The sequence below is a fragment of the Marinobacterium sp. xm-d-579 genome, assembly GCF_013282935.1.
In the GTDB taxonomy this organism is placed as follows: domain Bacteria; phylum Pseudomonadota; class Gammaproteobacteria; order Pseudomonadales; family Balneatricaceae; genus Marinobacterium_E.
In genome coordinates, this window is record NZ_WBYP01000001.1 from 703,495 (window position 1) to 720,848 (window position 17,354).

The 17,354-nt window shown below is 45.4% G+C and carries 16 protein-coding genes; 6 read left to right on the forward strand and 10 right to left on the reverse strand.

What is annotated here, in order from left to right; translation table 11 throughout:
- Positions 1-7 precede the first annotated feature (7 nt).
- Positions 8-115, reverse strand: a complete 108-nt coding sequence (locus XMD579_RS03645) for a lipoprotein (RefSeq protein ID WP_217361965.1) — start codon at positions 113-115, stop codon at positions 8-10.
- A gap of 170 nt (positions 116-285) precedes the next feature.
- Here XMD579_RS03645 and cyaY point away from each other — a divergent pair, with 170 nt between their 5' ends.
- Together cyaY and XMD579_RS03655 are read left to right on the forward strand one after the other, a co-directional pair.
- Positions 286-612 (forward strand): iron donor protein CyaY, encoded by a 327-nt coding sequence (cyaY, locus tag XMD579_RS03650; RefSeq protein ID WP_173494938.1) that lies wholly within the window; start codon positions 286-288, stop codon positions 610-612.
- A 3-nt stretch (positions 613-615) separates the two neighbouring features.
- Positions 616-1,620 carry an NAD-dependent epimerase gene (locus XMD579_RS03655; protein WP_173505838.1) on the forward strand — a complete coding sequence of 335 codons (1,005 nt, stop codon included), beginning with the start codon at positions 616-618 and terminating at the stop codon, positions 1,618-1,620.
- Here the strand turns inward: XMD579_RS03655 and waaA are convergent.
- Together waaA and msbA are read right to left on the reverse strand one after the other, a co-directional pair.
- Positions 1,617-2,858 carry a lipid IV(A) 3-deoxy-D-manno-octulosonic acid transferase gene (waaA, locus tag XMD579_RS03660; protein WP_173505839.1) on the reverse strand — a complete coding sequence of 414 codons (1,242 nt, stop codon included), beginning with the start codon at positions 2,856-2,858 and terminating at the stop codon, positions 1,617-1,619. The genes XMD579_RS03655 and waaA overlap by 4 nt on opposite strands.
- Positions 2,851-4,602 (reverse strand): lipid A export permease/ATP-binding protein MsbA, encoded by a 1,752-nt coding sequence (gene msbA, locus XMD579_RS03665; RefSeq protein WP_371815171.1) that lies wholly within the window; start codon positions 4,600-4,602, stop codon positions 2,851-2,853. Before msbA ends, waaA begins: the two co-directional genes overlap by 8 nt.
- A gap of 123 nt (positions 4,603-4,725) precedes the next feature.
- Between msbA and lpxL the strand changes: the two genes are divergently transcribed.
- From lpxL to XMD579_RS03680, 3 genes are read left to right on the forward strand one after another with little or no spacing between them, the layout of a single operon-like run.
- Positions 4,726-5,649 (forward strand): LpxL/LpxP family Kdo(2)-lipid IV(A) lauroyl/palmitoleoyl acyltransferase, encoded by a 924-nt coding sequence (lpxL, locus tag XMD579_RS03670; RefSeq protein WP_173495556.1) that lies wholly within the window; start codon positions 4,726-4,728, stop codon positions 5,647-5,649.
- A gap of 29 nt (positions 5,650-5,678) precedes the next feature.
- Positions 5,679-6,647: a glycosyltransferase family 4 protein gene (locus tag XMD579_RS03675; RefSeq protein ID WP_173505840.1), complete on the forward strand. Its 969-nt coding sequence runs from the start codon at positions 5,679-5,681 to the stop codon at positions 6,645-6,647.
- Positions 6,644-7,447, forward strand: a complete 804-nt coding sequence (locus XMD579_RS03680; protein ID WP_173505841.1) for a glycosyltransferase — start codon at positions 6,644-6,646, stop codon at positions 7,445-7,447. The genes XMD579_RS03675 and XMD579_RS03680 overlap by 4 nt, the downstream gene beginning before the upstream one ends.
- Before the next feature lies 1 nt (position 7,448).
- Here the strand turns inward: XMD579_RS03680 and XMD579_RS03685 are convergent, their stop codons facing one another.
- The 5 genes from XMD579_RS03685 to XMD579_RS03705 are packed head-to-tail and all read right to left on the reverse strand — an operon-like array spanning position 7,449 to position 12,477.
- Entirely contained in the window at positions 7,449-8,168 is a 720-nt protein-coding gene (locus XMD579_RS03685) for a hypothetical protein (RefSeq protein WP_173505842.1), read from the reverse strand.
- A complete protein-coding gene (locus XMD579_RS03690; protein ID WP_173505843.1) occupies positions 8,156-9,289 on the reverse strand; it encodes a glycosyltransferase family 4 protein in 1,134 nt (377 codons plus the stop codon). The genes XMD579_RS03685 and XMD579_RS03690 overlap by 13 nt, the downstream gene beginning before the upstream one ends.
- On the reverse strand, positions 9,282-10,523 hold the full coding sequence (locus XMD579_RS03695) for an O-antigen ligase (protein WP_173505844.1): 1,242 nt from the start codon (positions 10,521-10,523) through the stop codon (positions 9,282-9,284). The genes XMD579_RS03690 and XMD579_RS03695 overlap by 8 nt, the downstream gene beginning before the upstream one ends.
- A complete protein-coding gene (locus tag XMD579_RS03700) occupies positions 10,520-11,632 on the reverse strand; it encodes a glycosyltransferase family 4 protein (protein ID WP_173505845.1) in 1,113 nt (370 codons plus the stop codon). Before XMD579_RS03700 ends, XMD579_RS03695 begins: the two co-directional genes overlap by 4 nt.
- Positions 11,629-12,477, reverse strand: coding sequence for an ELM1/GtrOC1 family putative glycosyltransferase (locus XMD579_RS03705; protein WP_173505846.1), 849 nt, complete (start codon positions 12,475-12,477; stop codon positions 11,629-11,631). The genes XMD579_RS03700 and XMD579_RS03705 overlap by 4 nt, the downstream gene beginning before the upstream one ends.
- A 111-nt stretch (positions 12,478-12,588) precedes the next feature.
- On the opposite strand from XMD579_RS03705, the gene XMD579_RS03710 reads away from it, so the two are divergent.
- The gene (locus XMD579_RS03710; protein WP_371815176.1) at positions 12,589-13,644 is read left to right on the forward strand and encodes a branched-chain amino acid aminotransferase; all 1,056 of its coding nucleotides are present in this window, start codon (positions 12,589-12,591) and stop codon (positions 13,642-13,644) included.
- A 37-nt stretch (positions 13,645-13,681) separates the two neighbouring features.
- Here the strand turns inward: XMD579_RS03710 and XMD579_RS03715 are convergent, their stop codons facing one another.
- The gene (locus XMD579_RS03715; protein ID WP_173505848.1) at positions 13,682-14,296 is read right to left on the reverse strand and encodes a phosphatase PAP2 family protein; all 615 of its coding nucleotides are present in this window, start codon (positions 14,294-14,296) and stop codon (positions 13,682-13,684) included.
- Between the two features lie 8 nt (positions 14,297-14,304).
- Positions 14,305-17,163: a bifunctional [glutamate--ammonia ligase]-adenylyl-L-tyrosine phosphorylase/[glutamate--ammonia-ligase] adenylyltransferase gene (glnE, locus tag XMD579_RS03720; RefSeq protein ID WP_173505849.1), complete on the reverse strand. Its 2,859-nt coding sequence runs from the start codon at positions 17,161-17,163 to the stop codon at positions 14,305-14,307.
- Positions 17,164-17,354 lie beyond the last annotated feature (191 nt).

Consider the following 17,354-nt stretch of genomic DNA (forward strand, 5'->3'; position numbering starts at 1 on the left):
TTCTCTCTTAAGAGTTTGATTGCTGCGAAGTTTCAGCACCCGGCATCGACAATGGGCCCTTCTGACCGCATCCAACGAGTGCACAACAGAACACCAGTGCAAAGAACATTCGCATAATCCACTCCAATTACGACCAACCCTTAATGTGTCGGGTTTTGATCAATAAAATTAAAGCCAGAGTATACCCTGATAATAGGCTTGTAGGCGACCACGAAAGGCCTATTTAGCACGGACAAAGCTGCGGAAATCAGTATAATGAAATCAATGTTTACAGGAGGTTAGACAATGAGTGATGCGATCTATTTAGAGCGTGTTGAAGAGACCCTCAACGCACTCGAAGAGCTGTTAGACCATGCGGAGTCCGATTTGGACTATGACAATAACGGCGCGATGATGACGATTAAGTGCCCTGACCGAAGCCAAATTATCCTAACGCGCCAGCCTCCAGTAAAGCAGCTTTGGCTAGCAACCCGCACACAAGGTCTGCATTTTGACTACGATGAAGCTCAACAGGCTTGGGTTTTAGACTCGGACGGCTCGTTGCTACGAACTCATCTAATGGCTGCATTCGTCGATCAAACCGACGAGCAGCTCGACCTATCTGAGATCTAATTAATGAAAATACTTGTTACAGGTGCGGCCGGTTTTATTGGTTTTCACGTCAGTCAGTGGCTATGCAATCGCGGTGATGAGGTTATTGGTATCGATAATCTTAATGACTATTACGAAGTGAGTTTGAAAGAGGCGCGTCTCTCTCAATTGGAACCCCTATCGAACTTCCGCTTTATAAAACTCGACATCGCAGATCGTGATGGACTGGCTAATTTATTTGCAGAAGAGAAGTTTGATCGTGTTGTTCATTTAGCGGCGCAAGCGGGTGTTCGTTACTCCATTGAGAACCCGCATGCTTATGCAGATTCCAACCTTGTTGGATTTCTAAATATTCTTGAAGGTTGTCGCCACAATCAAGTGGAGCACTTGGTTTACGCATCATCAAGCTCAGTATACGGTGCAAACGAGACCATTCCGTTCAGCGAAAATAATAATGTCGACCACCCAGTTTCGCTGTATGCCGCCTCCAAAAAGGCTAACGAAGCGATGGCTCATAGTTACAGTCAACTCTACAACTTACCGACTACTGGCCTGCGCTTCTTTACTGTCTACGGTCCTTGGGGTCGTCCAGATATGTCGCCAATTCTTTTCGCAAAAGCGATTACGGAAGACAAACCACTGAAGGTGTTTAACTACGGTAAGCACCGCCGCGACTTCACCTACATCGATGACATCGTACAAGGCGTAGTGCGCACACTGGATAATGTAGCTCAACCCAATCCGGAGTGGTCTGGCTTAGATCCTGATCCAGCAACATCAAAAGCGCCTTGGCGCATCTACAACATCGGCAATAGCCAGCCTGTAGAGCTACTCTACTACATTGAGTGCATTGAGAAGGCGTTAGGAAAAACAACCGAGAAGGAGTTACTGCCTCTACAACCTGGCGATGTTGAGCATACCTATGCAGATGTAGCCGCTCTGATGTGCGACACTGGATACCAGCCCAACACACCGATTGAAGAGGGTGTAGAGAAGTTTATAGCCTGGTTTAAGTCCTACTACGGTTAATTAGTGATTAAACTTTGAACCTGTTGATAGAGGCGCTCCATAGCGCCTCTATTTTTTTCTACCACCCTGATGCCCGCTTTAGACATTACGTAGTTATCATTGCCGAGCAAAACCCTAATCTGCTCAGCCAATTCTTGTTCGCCTTGCACCTGCACCAATGCACCTTCACGTTTCAGCGTCGAGATAATCGAGTGGAAGTTATAATCACTTGGCCCCATGACAATTGGCAAACCAAGTGCGGCCGGCTCTAGCGGGTTGTGCCCTCCTGTACCAGAGAAGCTTCCACCGACGAAGGCTAGATCCGCAGCTGAGTAGTAAGCAAACATCTCACCCAGCGAATCACCAATCCATATATCGATATTGCTATCGGCCGTAGATAGTGATCGCTTACTTACATGATCGGAATAGTCTTTAGCCAACTGATAAACAGAGTCAAAACGCTCTGGATGGCGGGGTACGAGAATGAGTACCGGACGCTGATCTTGTGGAATGACACGCCAAGCATCCAACAAAATCTTATCCTCACCCTGATGGGTACTGGCAGCCACTAGCACTTTGCGGGCAAAAGCAGCTTTCCACGCTTTACCTATTTGAATCTGATCTTCAGGAAGATCGATATCGAATTTGATACTACCAGAAACCAGCAGTCGATCCTCTGGCATACCCAAGCTCTTAAACCTTTCTGCATCCGCTTCATGTTGGGCCAGCAAAAGTCTTATCGAATTCAGCGCTTGCTGAGTTAACCCTGAAAAACGCTTATAGCCCTTCAATGATTTTTCGGACAAGCGGGCATTAGCCAGAACGATGGGAATATTTCGAATTGATGTAGCTGACAAAAGATTCGGCCAAATCTCTGTCTCAACAATAAGCAGTAATTTTGGAGAGTGAGCTCCGAAAAACAGTGTAAAGAAGATCCGTAGATCCCATGGCAGGTAACGGTGCTCGACTAGCCCGCCAAAACGCTGTTTTACCTGTGCCGCTCCCGTTGGTGTGGTCGTTGTGAAAAGGACCGATTCGCCCTGATCCAAGAGCCTCTCAACAAGCGGGCTAATCGCAATGGTTTCACCAACAGAAACCGCGTGAATCCAAATCGGCTTGCCTGGTGTTTTCTGCTGAATGCCAAAACGTTCAATCAAACGCTGTAGATAGGCAGGGGCTTTAAAGCTACGAACTAACAGGCGAAAAACGAACAGAGGCAGTAACAGAGTATAAAGCGCGGAATAGAGCAGCCTAGCCATCTAGCTGCTCACTAAACTGCATGCGGTGAAGCTGAGCATAAGCCCCATTCAAAGCCAATAGCTCTGCATGAGTACCGCGCTCCACTATTTGACCCTGATCCATTACGACGATCAGATCAGCTTTTTCAATGGTAGAGAGGCGATGTGCAATGATAAGCGTTGTACGCCCCTTTACGACCTCATCGAGTGCTTCCTGGATGTGTCGTTCCGACTCTGTATCCAGTGCCGAGGTTGCCTCATCAAGAATCAGGATAGGTGCATTTTTCAAAATAGCGCGAGCGATCGCAATACGCTGACGCTGACCACCTGAGAGAAGCACGCCACCCTCGCCAATCTCTGTTTCAAGACCTTTGGGCAGTCGCTCAACAAACTCCATGACATGCGCTGCCTCTGCTGCCATTTTAATCTGTTCTGAAGAAGATGATGCTAACGCACCGTATGCAATATTGTCAGCGATCGTGCCGTTAAAAAGTACAACTTGCTGGTTAACTAACGCAATCTGCTCACGTAACGACTCTAGCGTACAGGACTCAATTGCTTGGCCATCCAGTAACAGCTCACCACGCCAACCATCATTAAAACGAGGTAACAGACTGACCATTGTAGATTTACCCGAGCCAGACTTACCGACCAACGCAACGGTCGTTCCTGCAGGAATATCCAAATTAATCTGCTTGAGCGCATCATCCTGAGCCCCAGGATAAGCAAAGCTTAAATCCGAGAATTTAAGATCACCAACCGCTCGACTAAGCTCAATCGATCCGGTATCGACCTCAACCGGTTCATCCATCACCGCAAAAACACCTTCTGAGGCGGCAATACCGCGTTGAATCTTGGTATTCACATCGGTGAGCAATCGAAGGGGCTTAGTAATTAAGCCTGCAGCGGTAAGAAAGGCTACAAAACCACCTGTACTCATTCCTGACATGACATCTGGGTGCATCGCAATGAACATCAGTGCCGCTAAAGCTATCGCAACAAGCACTTGAACGATCGGGGTATTAATAGACTGGGTAACCACCAATTTCATGAACTGGCGTCGATTCAAATCACTCGCCTGAAAAAACCTCTGCTTTTCAAACTCTGAACCGCCAAACACCCTAACAACTTGGTAACCTTTAACGGCTTCAGATGCGGCATCAGTAATGTCCGCCACCGACTCCTGAATTTTGCGTGACTGTCTTCTCATACGCTTTGAAGCAATCATAACGACCACCCCGATTAGAGGTGCAGCAGCGACAAAAATCAGAGTGAGCTTCCAGTTTAGGTAAAGCATGTAGCCAAACAAGCCAATAACGGTCATCCCTTCTCGAAGTCCGACCTTAACAGCGTCAGTCACAGCTTCGGTCACCTGCTCAACGTTATAGGTCATCTTGGCCAAGATCTGGCCACTGGAGCTCGCAGAGTAGAATGCTGTGGGGAGTTTTTGTAAGGTATTGAAAAGATCGACTCTCAAACCATGAATCGTCTGTCTGGCGATATAGGCAATACAGTAAGAGCCGACAAAGGTCCCCAGACCTCTTCCTGCAAAAATAGCAACGACCATAGCTGCAAGTAGGTAGCGCTGATCAAATCTGCCAGACTCAACTGAATTAACGACCATCTCTAACCACTTTGCAGAAGCAGCCTGAGAGGCCCCATAAATCGCATAGCCAATGAAACTAAAGAGAAAGCCATGCCAATAAGGTTTTACATACCCTAGTAAGCGATGATAAAGATGCCAACTTGACTGAGTTTGACTCACAAAAATCCTTTAATGCTCTAATCGAACCTATTTTGAGCTAAGTATACCTCAGCAAACAGCATCCTGTGTTGATTGAGTATCAGTGCAGCATTAAACTCGTAATACAGCAACGACTAACAGTTTATGCCTAATAAAACAGTCCACTCAATCTACTCTCCAGCTTACTGGCCAACATGGTTAGGTTTAGGGCTATTACGTCTCGTTAATACCTTACCCTTTCAGACTCAGCTTGTTGTAGGAAAATGGCTCGGCCTAGCTCTTTTTTATTTAGCACCGAAGAGAAGGCATATCGTCTACATCAACCTCAAACTTTGCTTTCAAGAACTCGATGAGATCCAGCTCAAGAAGATGGTAAAACAGGTTTTCATTGAAAATGGCATCGGCATTATTGAGACAGCAATGGCCTGGTGGAGCCCTCGTGAAGGCTTTCGGCGTCGAGTAACTATTGAAGGCAAAGAGCACTTAGAAGAGGCTCTCTCAAAAGGCAAAGGCGTCATCCTATTGGGTGCTCACTTTTCCACCTTGGATTTAGGCGGGCTGCTTTTCTCACTGTTTTTTCCTCTACATACTATGTACCGTCCACACAACAACTTACTCATGGACAAGGTCATTACAAAGGGGCGTTTAAGGTCGATTGACTCCATGATTGATCGATCTGACTTTAGATCCGTATTGAAAGCACTTAAAAGAAATGAGATTGTTTGGTACGCACCTGATCAGGACTTCGGCCCGACCAACTCTGTCTTTGCACCCTTTTTTGGAGTGCCTGCAGCCACAGTCCCAGCAACCGCTCGATTGGCAAAAATGAGCAAATCTCCTGTGATCATGCTTTCACACCACCGCTCAATTGATGGGCAATACATCTTAAGAGTGCATCCACCGGTAGAACCCTTCCCCTTGGATGATGACGTTGCCTCTGCAACTCGTATAAACCAAGAGATCGAAAAAGGCATTCGCTATGAACCTACTCAATATATGTGGGTGCATAGACGATTTAAGACCCATCCACGTGGTAAAAACTTTATTTATCAGGCTGATTCGCAGTGAAAGTACTTCTAGTTCTAGCAAGCCAGGGTATGGGAGGCCTAGAAAAGCACACCCTAGAGTTGAGTGAAGGCCTGTACACAAATGGCGTTGAGGTGCACCTTATTGCTCCCCAAAACCTATGCCAATCGGTTCAAAATCCAAAAATCAAAGTGCATCACTTTGAATTTGCGAACAGCCGATATAATCCAATACAACTGTTTAAAATTTATAAATTAGTCAGAAAGATCGATCCAGATATAGTTCACTATCAGGCTAATAAAGCGGCACAGATTGGCGGATTGTTAAGTAAATTTTTACACATACCTGCTGTCTGCACTATCCATAACCTTAAGAAGAACCTGAGCTTTCTGAAATCGTTCAAAAGTACTATCGCTGTTAGTCACAATGTTGCTCAAAATTTTCCAGACACGACCACTCCAGTAATCATTTATAACGGCATTCAAAAAGAGAGTTTGCAACCAAAGACCCATTATCGAAATAGTGATGAAGGCTCTATCCGCTGGATCTCTGTAGGCCGTCTCGTAGATGCTAAGGGTTTTGACATACTATTAAATGCATTCGCACAAGTGCCAGGCACACTCAAAATTGTTGGCGACGGGCCTCGAATGCAGGAGCTAACCAGTCTATGCACACTCAACAAACTTGATGATCGCGTCGAATTTCTTGGCCAAAGAGACGATGTGATTAAGCTACTACAAGAGTCCGATATCTGCGTTGTCTCATCCAGAAATGAAGGGTTCTCATATGTTATTGCTGAAGCATTGGTGCATCAGACACCTGTCATTTCGACTGACGTTCCCGTAGCTAATGAATTTTTTGGCGACGAGAAAATATGCGCAGTTGGTGATGTTAACGCCCTCTCTGAGTTAATGCAGCGTGCTGCAAACAACAATCTAAACTATTCTCGAGAATTCACATTTGCCTCCGAGAACTTCACAATTGAGGCGATGGTGAATAAGACTATCGACCACTACAAAACGCTTATTGAGTTAAAATGATTAACGACCTTAGCCTAGCAATCATCACTTGGCGAAACTTTGAAAAGCTTGAATTAACTCTGAAATCTTACCAAGAGGGAGGACTCTTTGATGCCGTATCAGATTGCATTCTGATATCACAAGAAACCTCGGATGCAGAGCGAAACATTGCTAAGCAATACGGATTGCGACTTGTAGAAAATCCTAAAAATCTTGGCATTGAGGGGGCATGGAGGTGTGCCCTAAATAATATTAATAATAATTATTGCTTAGTGCTAGAAAATGACTGCCCTCTTATTGAAAGCAAAGCGACAACCTTACAAGAGCTAATTTTTGCAAAGGAGCTGCTTGAAAACGGCACTGCTGACGTTGTGAGACTGAGATCTCGAAGAGCTCCAGGCGCTAAATTTTACAATATAGAAAAATATTCCCGTTACTTTGAGATCGAACCAACACCCTCTGACCGGAAAACGATTCTAACCAAACAGCTCCGCAAGTATTTGCGTCCATTTAAAGCCAAACGCTTAGCAGGTTCATCAGTTTACGCCCTGTCTCACCCAGAGAAACGTCACAAACGGATTAAAAGAGTCCAAAACAATACTTATCTAGTCCCATCTTCAATCCTCAACTGGACAAACCAATCTGTAATGATTCAAAGAGATTTTATGGTGGATACACTTCTAGATAGAGTTAAAACACACCCTTCATCAAGAGCGCTGAATGGATTTCAGGACATTGAGCGGTCGCTTAATTCTAGATGGTGGCGCAGAAGTAACTTTACGATTGCAGTTACCCCTGGCCTATTTACCCATCTGGATTAAATCAAACCCAGTATTTTTCAATCCATGTGGCGGGTTTGAAGTACTTACGCAGTTTCTTACCATAATCGCCAATCATGGCTTGGTCAGGGTTGGGGTAACCATGGAATACAACTATTTTGCATCCACTTGGAATTGAGGGCTCAACGAACAGTCTTTTTATACCACGTGGAATAGCATGGAACTTAAAGCTTTTACACCAGGCCTCGGGCCAATACTGTTTATCCTTAATATTCAGAGAAAGATAGATCTGCTCATTAGAGTAGTTTGCAAATACTTCGTCTTGATTAGACTCGTAATACTCCAAAATATCTGCATGCTGACCAATATTGAAACAGTATACAGATGAGTTACCTATACCTCGGCCCTTTTGAGTCCAGTTTTCGATAATTGAAAAGTTCTCACTGAAATCGAAAAAATCATCTAGGGTGTCAACAATAATTACATCTAAATCTAAGAACAGCGTTTTACCAGAGAGATCGGCTAACTCTTTTGAGAACAGGGAAAGTTTTCTCCATGGTGAAACAGTATGTTGTTCAGGGATAGTAATCGGAGGAAGTGGAAAGCTCTCAATACCCGCTTCGAGACCCGTGTCATCATCTGTGAAGCAGACAAATCTGAATGGACGGTTTAAGTTATTTTTGACTCCATGGAAGAGGCGGTTTACATAATGCGCTCCATACCTAGTACCCCACTTCATACAAATAACATTTACGCTTTCCAATGATTTTCTCCATTTAATAATTCGAACCTGTATTTAGCTAGATCAGGGTAACACGCTTGAACACTAAATTCTTTCGCTCTTTCAATAGCTTTGCGCTTTAAATCAGTGATACACGATTTATTCGCCGTCAACTTTTCTATTGTGGAAATGATAGCCTCGGCGGAAACAGTCTCAAGAACTATAACAGCCTCTCCTCCCACTTCCGGCAGAGCACCTGCATCACTAATAATACAAGCATTATTTTGGGACATAGCTTCGAGCAGGACTCTACCGAAGGCTTCTTTTACCTTAGACGGAACAATGACTAAATCGCTTTTTTGTAAATGCTGACGTATAAAATCATTATTTCTTGCGCCAAGATATTCAACACTTGAACTCGATGCTTCAACTAACCGTTTTACCTCTCGCTCAAAGTCAGTTTCTGAGGCAGTTTTCAAAAAGCCTGAGCTCCCTATGAATGAGAACTTAAATCTTTTTGATGATAGAGACAGTTGCTTAAAAGCTTGAGCAATCTCAAGAACTCCTTTTTCAGGAACAATCCTTCCAATGTAGGTCACATTGATGGGTAAATCATCTAAATCGATAGTCGATTCAGGCCGATCAAACCAGCTGTCATCGAGAGCGTTATACACCACCTTTGTTTTACTCTTTGCCTCGGGACACATATTACTTAAGGAGTCCGCAACAAAGTGGCTAACGGCGACAAAACTGTCTAATTCACGTGCACAACTTTGCAAAAACTTAGAAGATCTTAACTCCTTCATGGTGACAGGATCATTATGAAGAAAAAGAGAGACCTTTAATTCAGGACAGCGCTGTTTAATGGCTAGCGCAATAGCGGGTCGGTTATGCACCTCAACTAGACTGTAACCACCATGCAACAATAATTGACTGACCTCATTTGCATAAGCAATGCTTTTAGATGTCAGTCGTAACCTTGGGATGTTAACTGAGCGATATTTTAGATCTTTGTAAGGCGTACCAACCCAGCCCCCAAATACCGTACTGTCGACACTGTCTTTATCAACTCTCATGTAGTGCGACACGAAAAGTGCGATGGCGCCAGCTTCCTCAGAATTAAATCCCTCTCTAGGAGGTAAAACTGTCGCGATGCTAAGCATTTCTTAACTGATATGTTTTAGCCAAGGACCAACTCAATGAGAGCCAAATAACTGCACCCACATAATTATTGAAGAAGCTCATACTCCCCATGATCGGCCAAAAAGTGGTCAGAAAAGCACAGAATGCAAAGATAGAGACAAGTCGAGTACTTGAATTCGAGTGCTCAAAAAATGCCTTGATCCAAGCACCCACCAACAACACGAAAATGATTAACCCTATAACACCTGCCTCAACCGCCCATTGAAGATAGAGTGCATGCGGGTGGGCACAATTGCGCGCTACACCAAACTCTTTATCAAGATAGTCATAATCGCCTCTTAAACAGAGCTCACGGTAGTTTTTTACTCCCACACCAAATAGGACACTGTTATCCTGCCAAATCTCGATCGTAGGCAAAATCACTGCACTACCCGATGCACTTCCCTTCCAATTACTTATATATTGAACTGTACTATTAATCGTCCTATCGACCATCTTGGGCTGACTTAATCCAAACGCAATTGCTGAGGCAAGCAACGCGGCCCCCAAACCAAGTAAATAAACTCGTTCTGTATTTAGCTTGAAGAATAGGTAGACCACCAATATAAAACTCGCCAAACCAGTCACTAAGAACGCGCCTCGCTCGCCAGTCACAAACATAAACACCTGAGCTAAGGCTAAATAAGTAAGCAGGGCTGTAAGCTTTAATCTGTATGACCCTTTCAGGGCGAAAAATATCAAGCACGCGCCAATGAACAATACTCTGGCTGAAAATGTACCTGGAACTAATTTAGTGAAAGGGCCAGTTAATCTATATCCATATGAGGAGATTTGATGCCCGAAAAGGTCAGTACCTGTAAAATACTGAATGAATGTATCGACAAAAATGAAAGCCAACACAGCTAAAACACCTGTCTCGAAAACCCTCAACTTCTCGTTTGAGTTCAAGATCCAAAACACCATCGCTGCCGCAAACAGAGGCCACCTGTAAAAGGCCATACCATTCAAAAGAGCCGGAACAAAATCGGTTGAGAAAAACGGTACAACGAACGAGATATAGAGCGTCAGCAGTGCAGCTAAACGAACCCACAACACCTGAGTCCATTGCCACTCTTTCGAGGTATAGCTTTTAAACAAAAAAACCAATCCAACAATGAACATAGCAACATCTGCAGCAGCTCTTGAGAACAAAAACACTGTAGGCATTAAAAAAATGGCTGCGTTTGATAGTTTACTTTTTAGTATCGAGTTCATAATTTTTTACTTAATAGGTTCTTATAAAGAGTTAAGGTGGATTGCTTCTGACAATCCAGTGTAAATGCGTTTGGTATAGAGATAGATGACATTGACGAATGATCAAAAACGTCTAAAACCTTATGACCCAGTTTTTTAACGTCATTAACTTCTACTTTACCCTCTGGGAAGCAGGCTTCTAGCGTCTCTTTAACAGCACCATGTTCATAGGCAATTACCGGCGTATCAAGAACTAAACTTTCCACAACCGCCCTACCAAACGACTCTGCGGTAGTTGAGGTCAGTGATAAAGTGACGTCAGAAATAGAGTATAACTCCCGCATATCAGAGCGTGTGCCTAAAAAAACAAAAAAATGCTCAAGACCTTTAGCCTGAATAGCAGCCCTAACCTCTGCCAGAAACTTACCTTTCGAATCACCGCCTACGACCAATACTTTAAAGTCATCTATTTGGTTAGCGAGCTCTTCAACAACCTTGACTAGCTCAAGATGACCTTTCCATCGAGTGATTCGGCCTGGAAAACAGATCAATTTTTTATTAATACATTCTGGGTGTTCCCCAAAGAACTTTTCACTCCACTCGTCTGATGGCTTAAAGCCTCTGTAAAAATAGTCCTCATCAATACCGCGATGGATAACCGTTACTTTATCTGGGTCATCAACTTTATAATTATCGAATAGATATTGTTTGCAGGTATCGGAAACACAAATAACACGTTCCCCTTTGGCCATTATGGCGCTATACCAATTGACCGAGTGCATGCCGTGCAGTGTAGTAATAAATTTAGGGCGATCATTTTTTGGAATACCGCGCCAAGCTAGCCAGACAACCCAAGCTGGCATACGGGAACGAACATGGACAATGTCAGGCTTCTCTTTACGAAGCCATTTTCGGAAAGACCAAAACTTGAGAAATGTTAACAGCGATTTTTTGCCAAGATCCCATGTGATATGTCGCGAGCCCTCTGACTCCAATTGACCAACTAAACGCCCCCCAGCTGAAATAACAATAGATTCGTGCCCTGCTTCAACTAATGCTTTTGCGATATCGATGGTACCGCGTTCGACTCCGCCGACCTCTAATGCCGGAAGTACCTGAACTACTTTCACAGGGGAAATCTCTCCAAAATAATCTCTGCGCAGCGGGTTGCTTCTCGAAAATTCGACACTGGATTGGCCGGCTTTTGATCAGCAGTAGCACCCACTAAGCCTTGCTCAACCAATGCGTCGATGCCCTGTTGCGTTCTTGAATTAGGCGAAGATTCTAAACGTATCAGCGAAATAGTGCACCCGGCGGTTAATGCTTCGTAGACCATTGAGACACTGTCTGAGCTGACAATAACCTGTTCGGTGGTTGCTAAAGTGCTGGGTAACCAATCACTATCGACTGAATCAGGCTCAATTAATCTGATGCTCGTTTTCGATCTAAGCTGTTGTAATAGGTCGTTGGGGGTTCTTCGAGAGGTCGCTACATTCAATAAGCCAATGGATGGTTCAGTTAACTGGTCGATCTGCTCAATAATGCGATCATCATCCCAGATCACGTGCTTACTTGGCCCACCTAGAAGCACCAGTCGACTACCTAGCTGTTTTGCAGCCGGCTTCATTCGATTAATTGCTCCTTTGGTAGTCACTACACGATCAAAAGCGGGGGGCGCATCATGCTCTGGGACCAGAGTTAAATTAAAGAAGCTATAGGGGAGCGATGGGCGCATCAGTACGACATTTTTCGCCCCAAAGCGAACAGTGAGCGCCCAATTCCAAAAGTGAGTGGCTCTGCCTGCACTGATAATCAATTTGGGGCGATCTGTAGCAAACAGTTCGCTACTGACACCCTTCAGTGGAAGGGTTTTGAATGTCAGATTCGGTTTAAACTCAAGCAACGCTTCAACTAGCCCAAGGGACTGATTAATGTGCCCGGGCTTTCCATCACTGATGATCCAGATATCTGCCACAACAAACCTTTTCGCATATAGATTCCTAAGGATAAACAGTTCCCGCCCTAAACACACTTCAAATTAATAAATATCGATTCCAATTTTCCCTCTATGGCTTACAATTGATCGATTAAATTTTGGCGCACTGTATCGACTCAAAAGAACAGTTGTAATTTTAGGAAGATTTTCATGGCAGCATTTGGTTCTCTCTTTATGCCAGAGATGGCGATAACTTGGTTTGATGGCGACAGCTGGAGCCCAACTGAAGTGGTCGCTAGTGACTCCATCTCATTTCACCCAGGCGCACATGTGCTGCACTACTCAAGCACCTGCTTTGAAGGGTTAAAGGCGTTTCGCCATGCTGATGGTTCAGTCAAAATTTTCCGTATGGACAAGAACATTGAACGCTTTGCGCAGAGCAGTCGTCTTCTTGGTTTACCTGAGATTGATAAGGCGCAGACGCAACAGATGATCGAGTCGATCGTTCGTCAGTATACTGCAGATGTACCAGAGCCACCGGGTTCGATGTACATTCGTCCAACACACATTGGTACTGAGCCTGCGATTGGTAAAGCGGCGGTGCCATCGGTTACCTCATGCCAATACATCCTTCTATCTCCTGTAGGTGACTATTTCGCAGGTGGCGATAAAGCACTTCGCCTACTGGTCGACGATGAAGCAATGCGTTGCCCTCCGCACATGGGCATGATCAAAAGCGGTGGTAACTACGCTGCAGCCATGGGGCCCATCTTAAATGCCAAAGCCCAATACCAGGCGGATCAGGTACTCTTCTGCCCAGGTGGTGACGTTCAAGAGACCGGCGCTGCGAATTTCTTGCTTATTGATGGCAACCAGATCATCACTAAAGCATTGGATGAGAGCTTCCTGCACGGTGTCACTCGTGACTCGATTCTGACATTAGCTCGTGATCTAGGCATGGATGTTCAAGAGCGCCAGCTTTCAGTAGATGAGCTTCTGGAACGTGCTGCAAAACCGGGTTGTGAAGCGGCTTTGTCGGGTACGGCAGCTGTTCTAGCCCCTGTAGATACTCTGATCTACAAAGATAAAGAGTACAAAGTCGGTAACGGTGGAATCGGCGAGACTACCGTTAAGCTTCGTCGTGCACTGAATGACATTCAGTGGGGTAAGGCCGAAGACCCGCACGGTTGGTTAACCCACCTATAAATTTTCAACTAAAAAGGGGCATCAGCCCCTTTTTAATTTAATCTTTGTTCCACCTTGTCACCAAAATCATAGATGAAAACTTTGATTTGAGTAACAAGTAGCTTACTAAGCCACCTATACCTGCCCCAACCATCGTGTCCAACGGAAAATGGACACCTAAATAGATTCGGCTAAAGGCAACTAAAATTGCAATTGAAAAAAAGACCCATCTCAAACGAACAAAGGCGAACGCAAGGTTTGTCGCTAACATCATGCTATTAGCTGAGTGACCACTAGGAAATGATCCATTAGATGAGAGAGACTGTGCTTCATGTTGATCGACTCTAAGCTCGGCTAAGTTCTGCTCAAACGGACGATCTCGATCAACTGCTACTTTCACAGCACTGTAGACGCCAGCATTCACTCCATAAATGAGTGCTAATAGAGCCAAAACTCTAAGTTTTGATTGAATTCCTGACACTCTATTTGAGACAGGAATTCCCATACTACTACTGACAAAACGCTCGGCAGGAATCGACACACCAATAAGCGCTATAAGCCCCCAGACCACCTCTTTATCACCGAGATGGGTTAATAAAGGCATAATCCAGTCGAAAATGGGGTTTCCCAAACTCTTATTGATTAACTGAAATAAGGATTGGTCTAAATCCATCAACACAATCAAGTACTCTGTTTAAAAATTGATTGCCAAACATCTTTTACAGATTGGCGTAGATCTATTAATTCTGCACTGGAGATCAAGCCCTTCGCGTTTTGTAGAGTCTGGCGATGGCCTAATGCGCGGTAAGTTTTATAACTCTCGCTTAACACTTCAGCCTGGGTTTGATCCAAATAACCCGCATCCGCCAGAGCCTCAATAATGCGCACGTTATCAGTGAACTCATAAAGCGCAGCTGTCTCTTTAGCGTATCTGAGCACAAGGTACTGCACCGCAAACTCGATATCGACAATACCGCCAGCATCCTGTTTGATATTGAACGCTTCTGAACCCTCTGCAGTGCCAAGATGATCACGCATCTTCTGGCGCATTGCGATCACCTCTTCACGTAACGATTCAGCTTCCCTATCCTTACAAAGGACCTTAGCACGCACCGCTTCAAATTCGGCTTTAAGTCGACTCGACCCTGCCACTACACGGGCACGCACCAGTGCTTGGTGCTCCCAAGTCCAGGCTTCATTCAGTTGATAGGCCTCAAAGGCATTCAGGGAGCTGACCAATAGTCCAGAATTGCCAGAGGGTCGCAGACGCATATCGACCTCATAAAGCTGACCCGAGGTCGTGAAGGTGTTCAATATATGAATGATGCGCTGACCTAAACGCGTGAAAAAAACGTCATTGGCTATCTCTTTATTGCCCCCAGCAGTCATCAAATTACTGGGCGCATCATGCACAAAAACCAGATCCAGATCCGATCCATAAGAGAGCTCAATCCCACCCAATTTACCAAAGCCGATAATGACAAAGTCTTGATCGCATGGAACGCCTGCCGATCGCTGCGGCGTGCCATATTTGGTTGTCATATCTCGCCATGCGATCTCCAAAACCGCCTGGAGAATCGCTTCTGCTAGCCAGGTTAAGTAATCACTCACTTTCATCAGAGGCAAAGCACCAGTTATATCCGCAGCAGCCACTCGCAGAATATGGGCATTTCTAAAGTAACGCAGCGCTTCCATTAACTGCTCAATGTCATCCTCTGGGATACGCATCAACTGCTGTCGTAACTCATTGGATAAAGCTTGTGCGTCCGGTGGATTGAACAGTGATGATGCATCAATCAGCTCATCAAGAAGGACCGGTTGATGAGCTAACTTCTCTGCAAACCATGGACTGGCTGAACAGAGCTTTACCAACTGCGCTCGAGCACTGGGGTTTTCGGCTAGCAGAAGAAGATAGGCTGAACGACGCACTACAGCTTGAATCAGCTGCAAAACCCGCTCCAAAGTCTCTTCTGCGTTTTCCACGCCCGACAGATCCCGGAGCAAACGAGGCAGCAGATCCAACAAACGCTCCTGCCCGACATTTTGCAACGCCTGTACCGTTCTTAACTGGCGCAGCGATACCAGTGCCTTCAACGCTCGATCGGTTTCGCTGTAACCCAGCTCTGTCAGATAGTGAGCCAGCGCCTCCTGATCTGCAAACTCCTCATGCCAGAGGCCCGTAAGATGCGCATCGCTCTCAGTTTGCTCGGCATTGCCTTCCTGATCCACCGGTGCAATAACATCTGCAAAGTGCTGTGAGACTCGACTTCGATGCTCATTTAGCTCTGTTAAAAGCGCCTCTGGACTCGTAAAGCCCATGGAGTAGGCAAGGCGCTGCATACCGAGATCATCAGCTGGTAGCTCTTGGGTCTGCTTATCGGCTTGCGCCTGAATCGCATGTTCCACATTACGCAGGAAGACGTAGGCATGGGTTAGCTCTGTCACAACCACGTCTGGAATGCCGACTACCTCTGGGAGAAGTGGCAATATGTTGCACAACTCTCGTTGCTGCAAACGTGTATCACGCCCGCCGCGGATTAGCTGAAAGGCTTGAGCGATGAACTCAACCTCGCGAATACCTCCGGCTCCCAACTTAACGTTATTCTCACGACCCTTTAAACGGTTCTCACGCTCAATCATCCCTTTCATTTCACGCAAAGATTCAAAGGCGCTGTAGTCAATGTACTTACGATAGACAAAGGGGCGCAGATCCTGCATCAACTGGGCGCCAGCTTCCTTATCACCCGCGATGATACGCGCTTTAATCAACGCATAACGCTCCCACTCACGCCCCTGTGTCTGGTAGTACTGCTCCATGGCATCAAAACTGGCAACCAATGGACCAGAAGATCCAAACGGACGCAGACGCATATCGACACGGAATACAAAGCCCTCGGCTGTGGGGGCATCTAAAACACGAATCAATCTTTTACCCAGTCGTGTAAAGAACTCTTGGTTGGATAGTGAACGGCGGCCACCTTGGGTTTCGCCATTGGCGGGGAAGGTAAACATCAGGTCGATATCCGAGGAGAGATTGAGCTCATGTGCCCCCAATTTGCCCATTCCAATGACGGCCATGCGTTGCAAATTTCCATCAGAGTCCATTGGCTCACCCAGATCTTTGACTAGATCTTGGTGCAGCCAATTCAATGCTGCATCAGTAGTGGCATCGGCCAGTTCGGAGAGCATCCGGGTGGTTTCTGTTAGATCGGCCAATCGGTTCAAGTCGCGCCAAATAATTCTAACCATGGCCAATCGACGCAGGCGACGCAGCGCAACACTCAGTGCCTCTTCACTCCCCACAGCTTCAACAGCCGCCAACACTTGCGCTGTTAAAGCACCTGTTGGAAGCTCACCAACATCAAGGTTTAACTGCTCAATCAATTCGGGATGACGCTGCAGCTGATCCGCAACATAGTCAGATCCCAATAGCACTCGATCTAACTCCGCCAACCGATTGTGATCTGATTCAAGCAGATCTCTTGCTGCTGAAACCTTTTGCTGCTGTTTTTCTAGGTAGTCATTCAATATCGCTGTCACTCAAACCACTCCGAAATCTTGCCAATAGGACTAATATACTGCGTTCAGTTATAAGAGGAACAGGACTTAAATCAAATTGCACCAATACTGTGCAAAAGCTCAATTTAAGCCCTACTTTAGTATTGACCTTTGAGTCAGAATGACACAATCTTAAACGAGTAAGCAGAGTGCTGGCGTTGGGTATTAAAGAT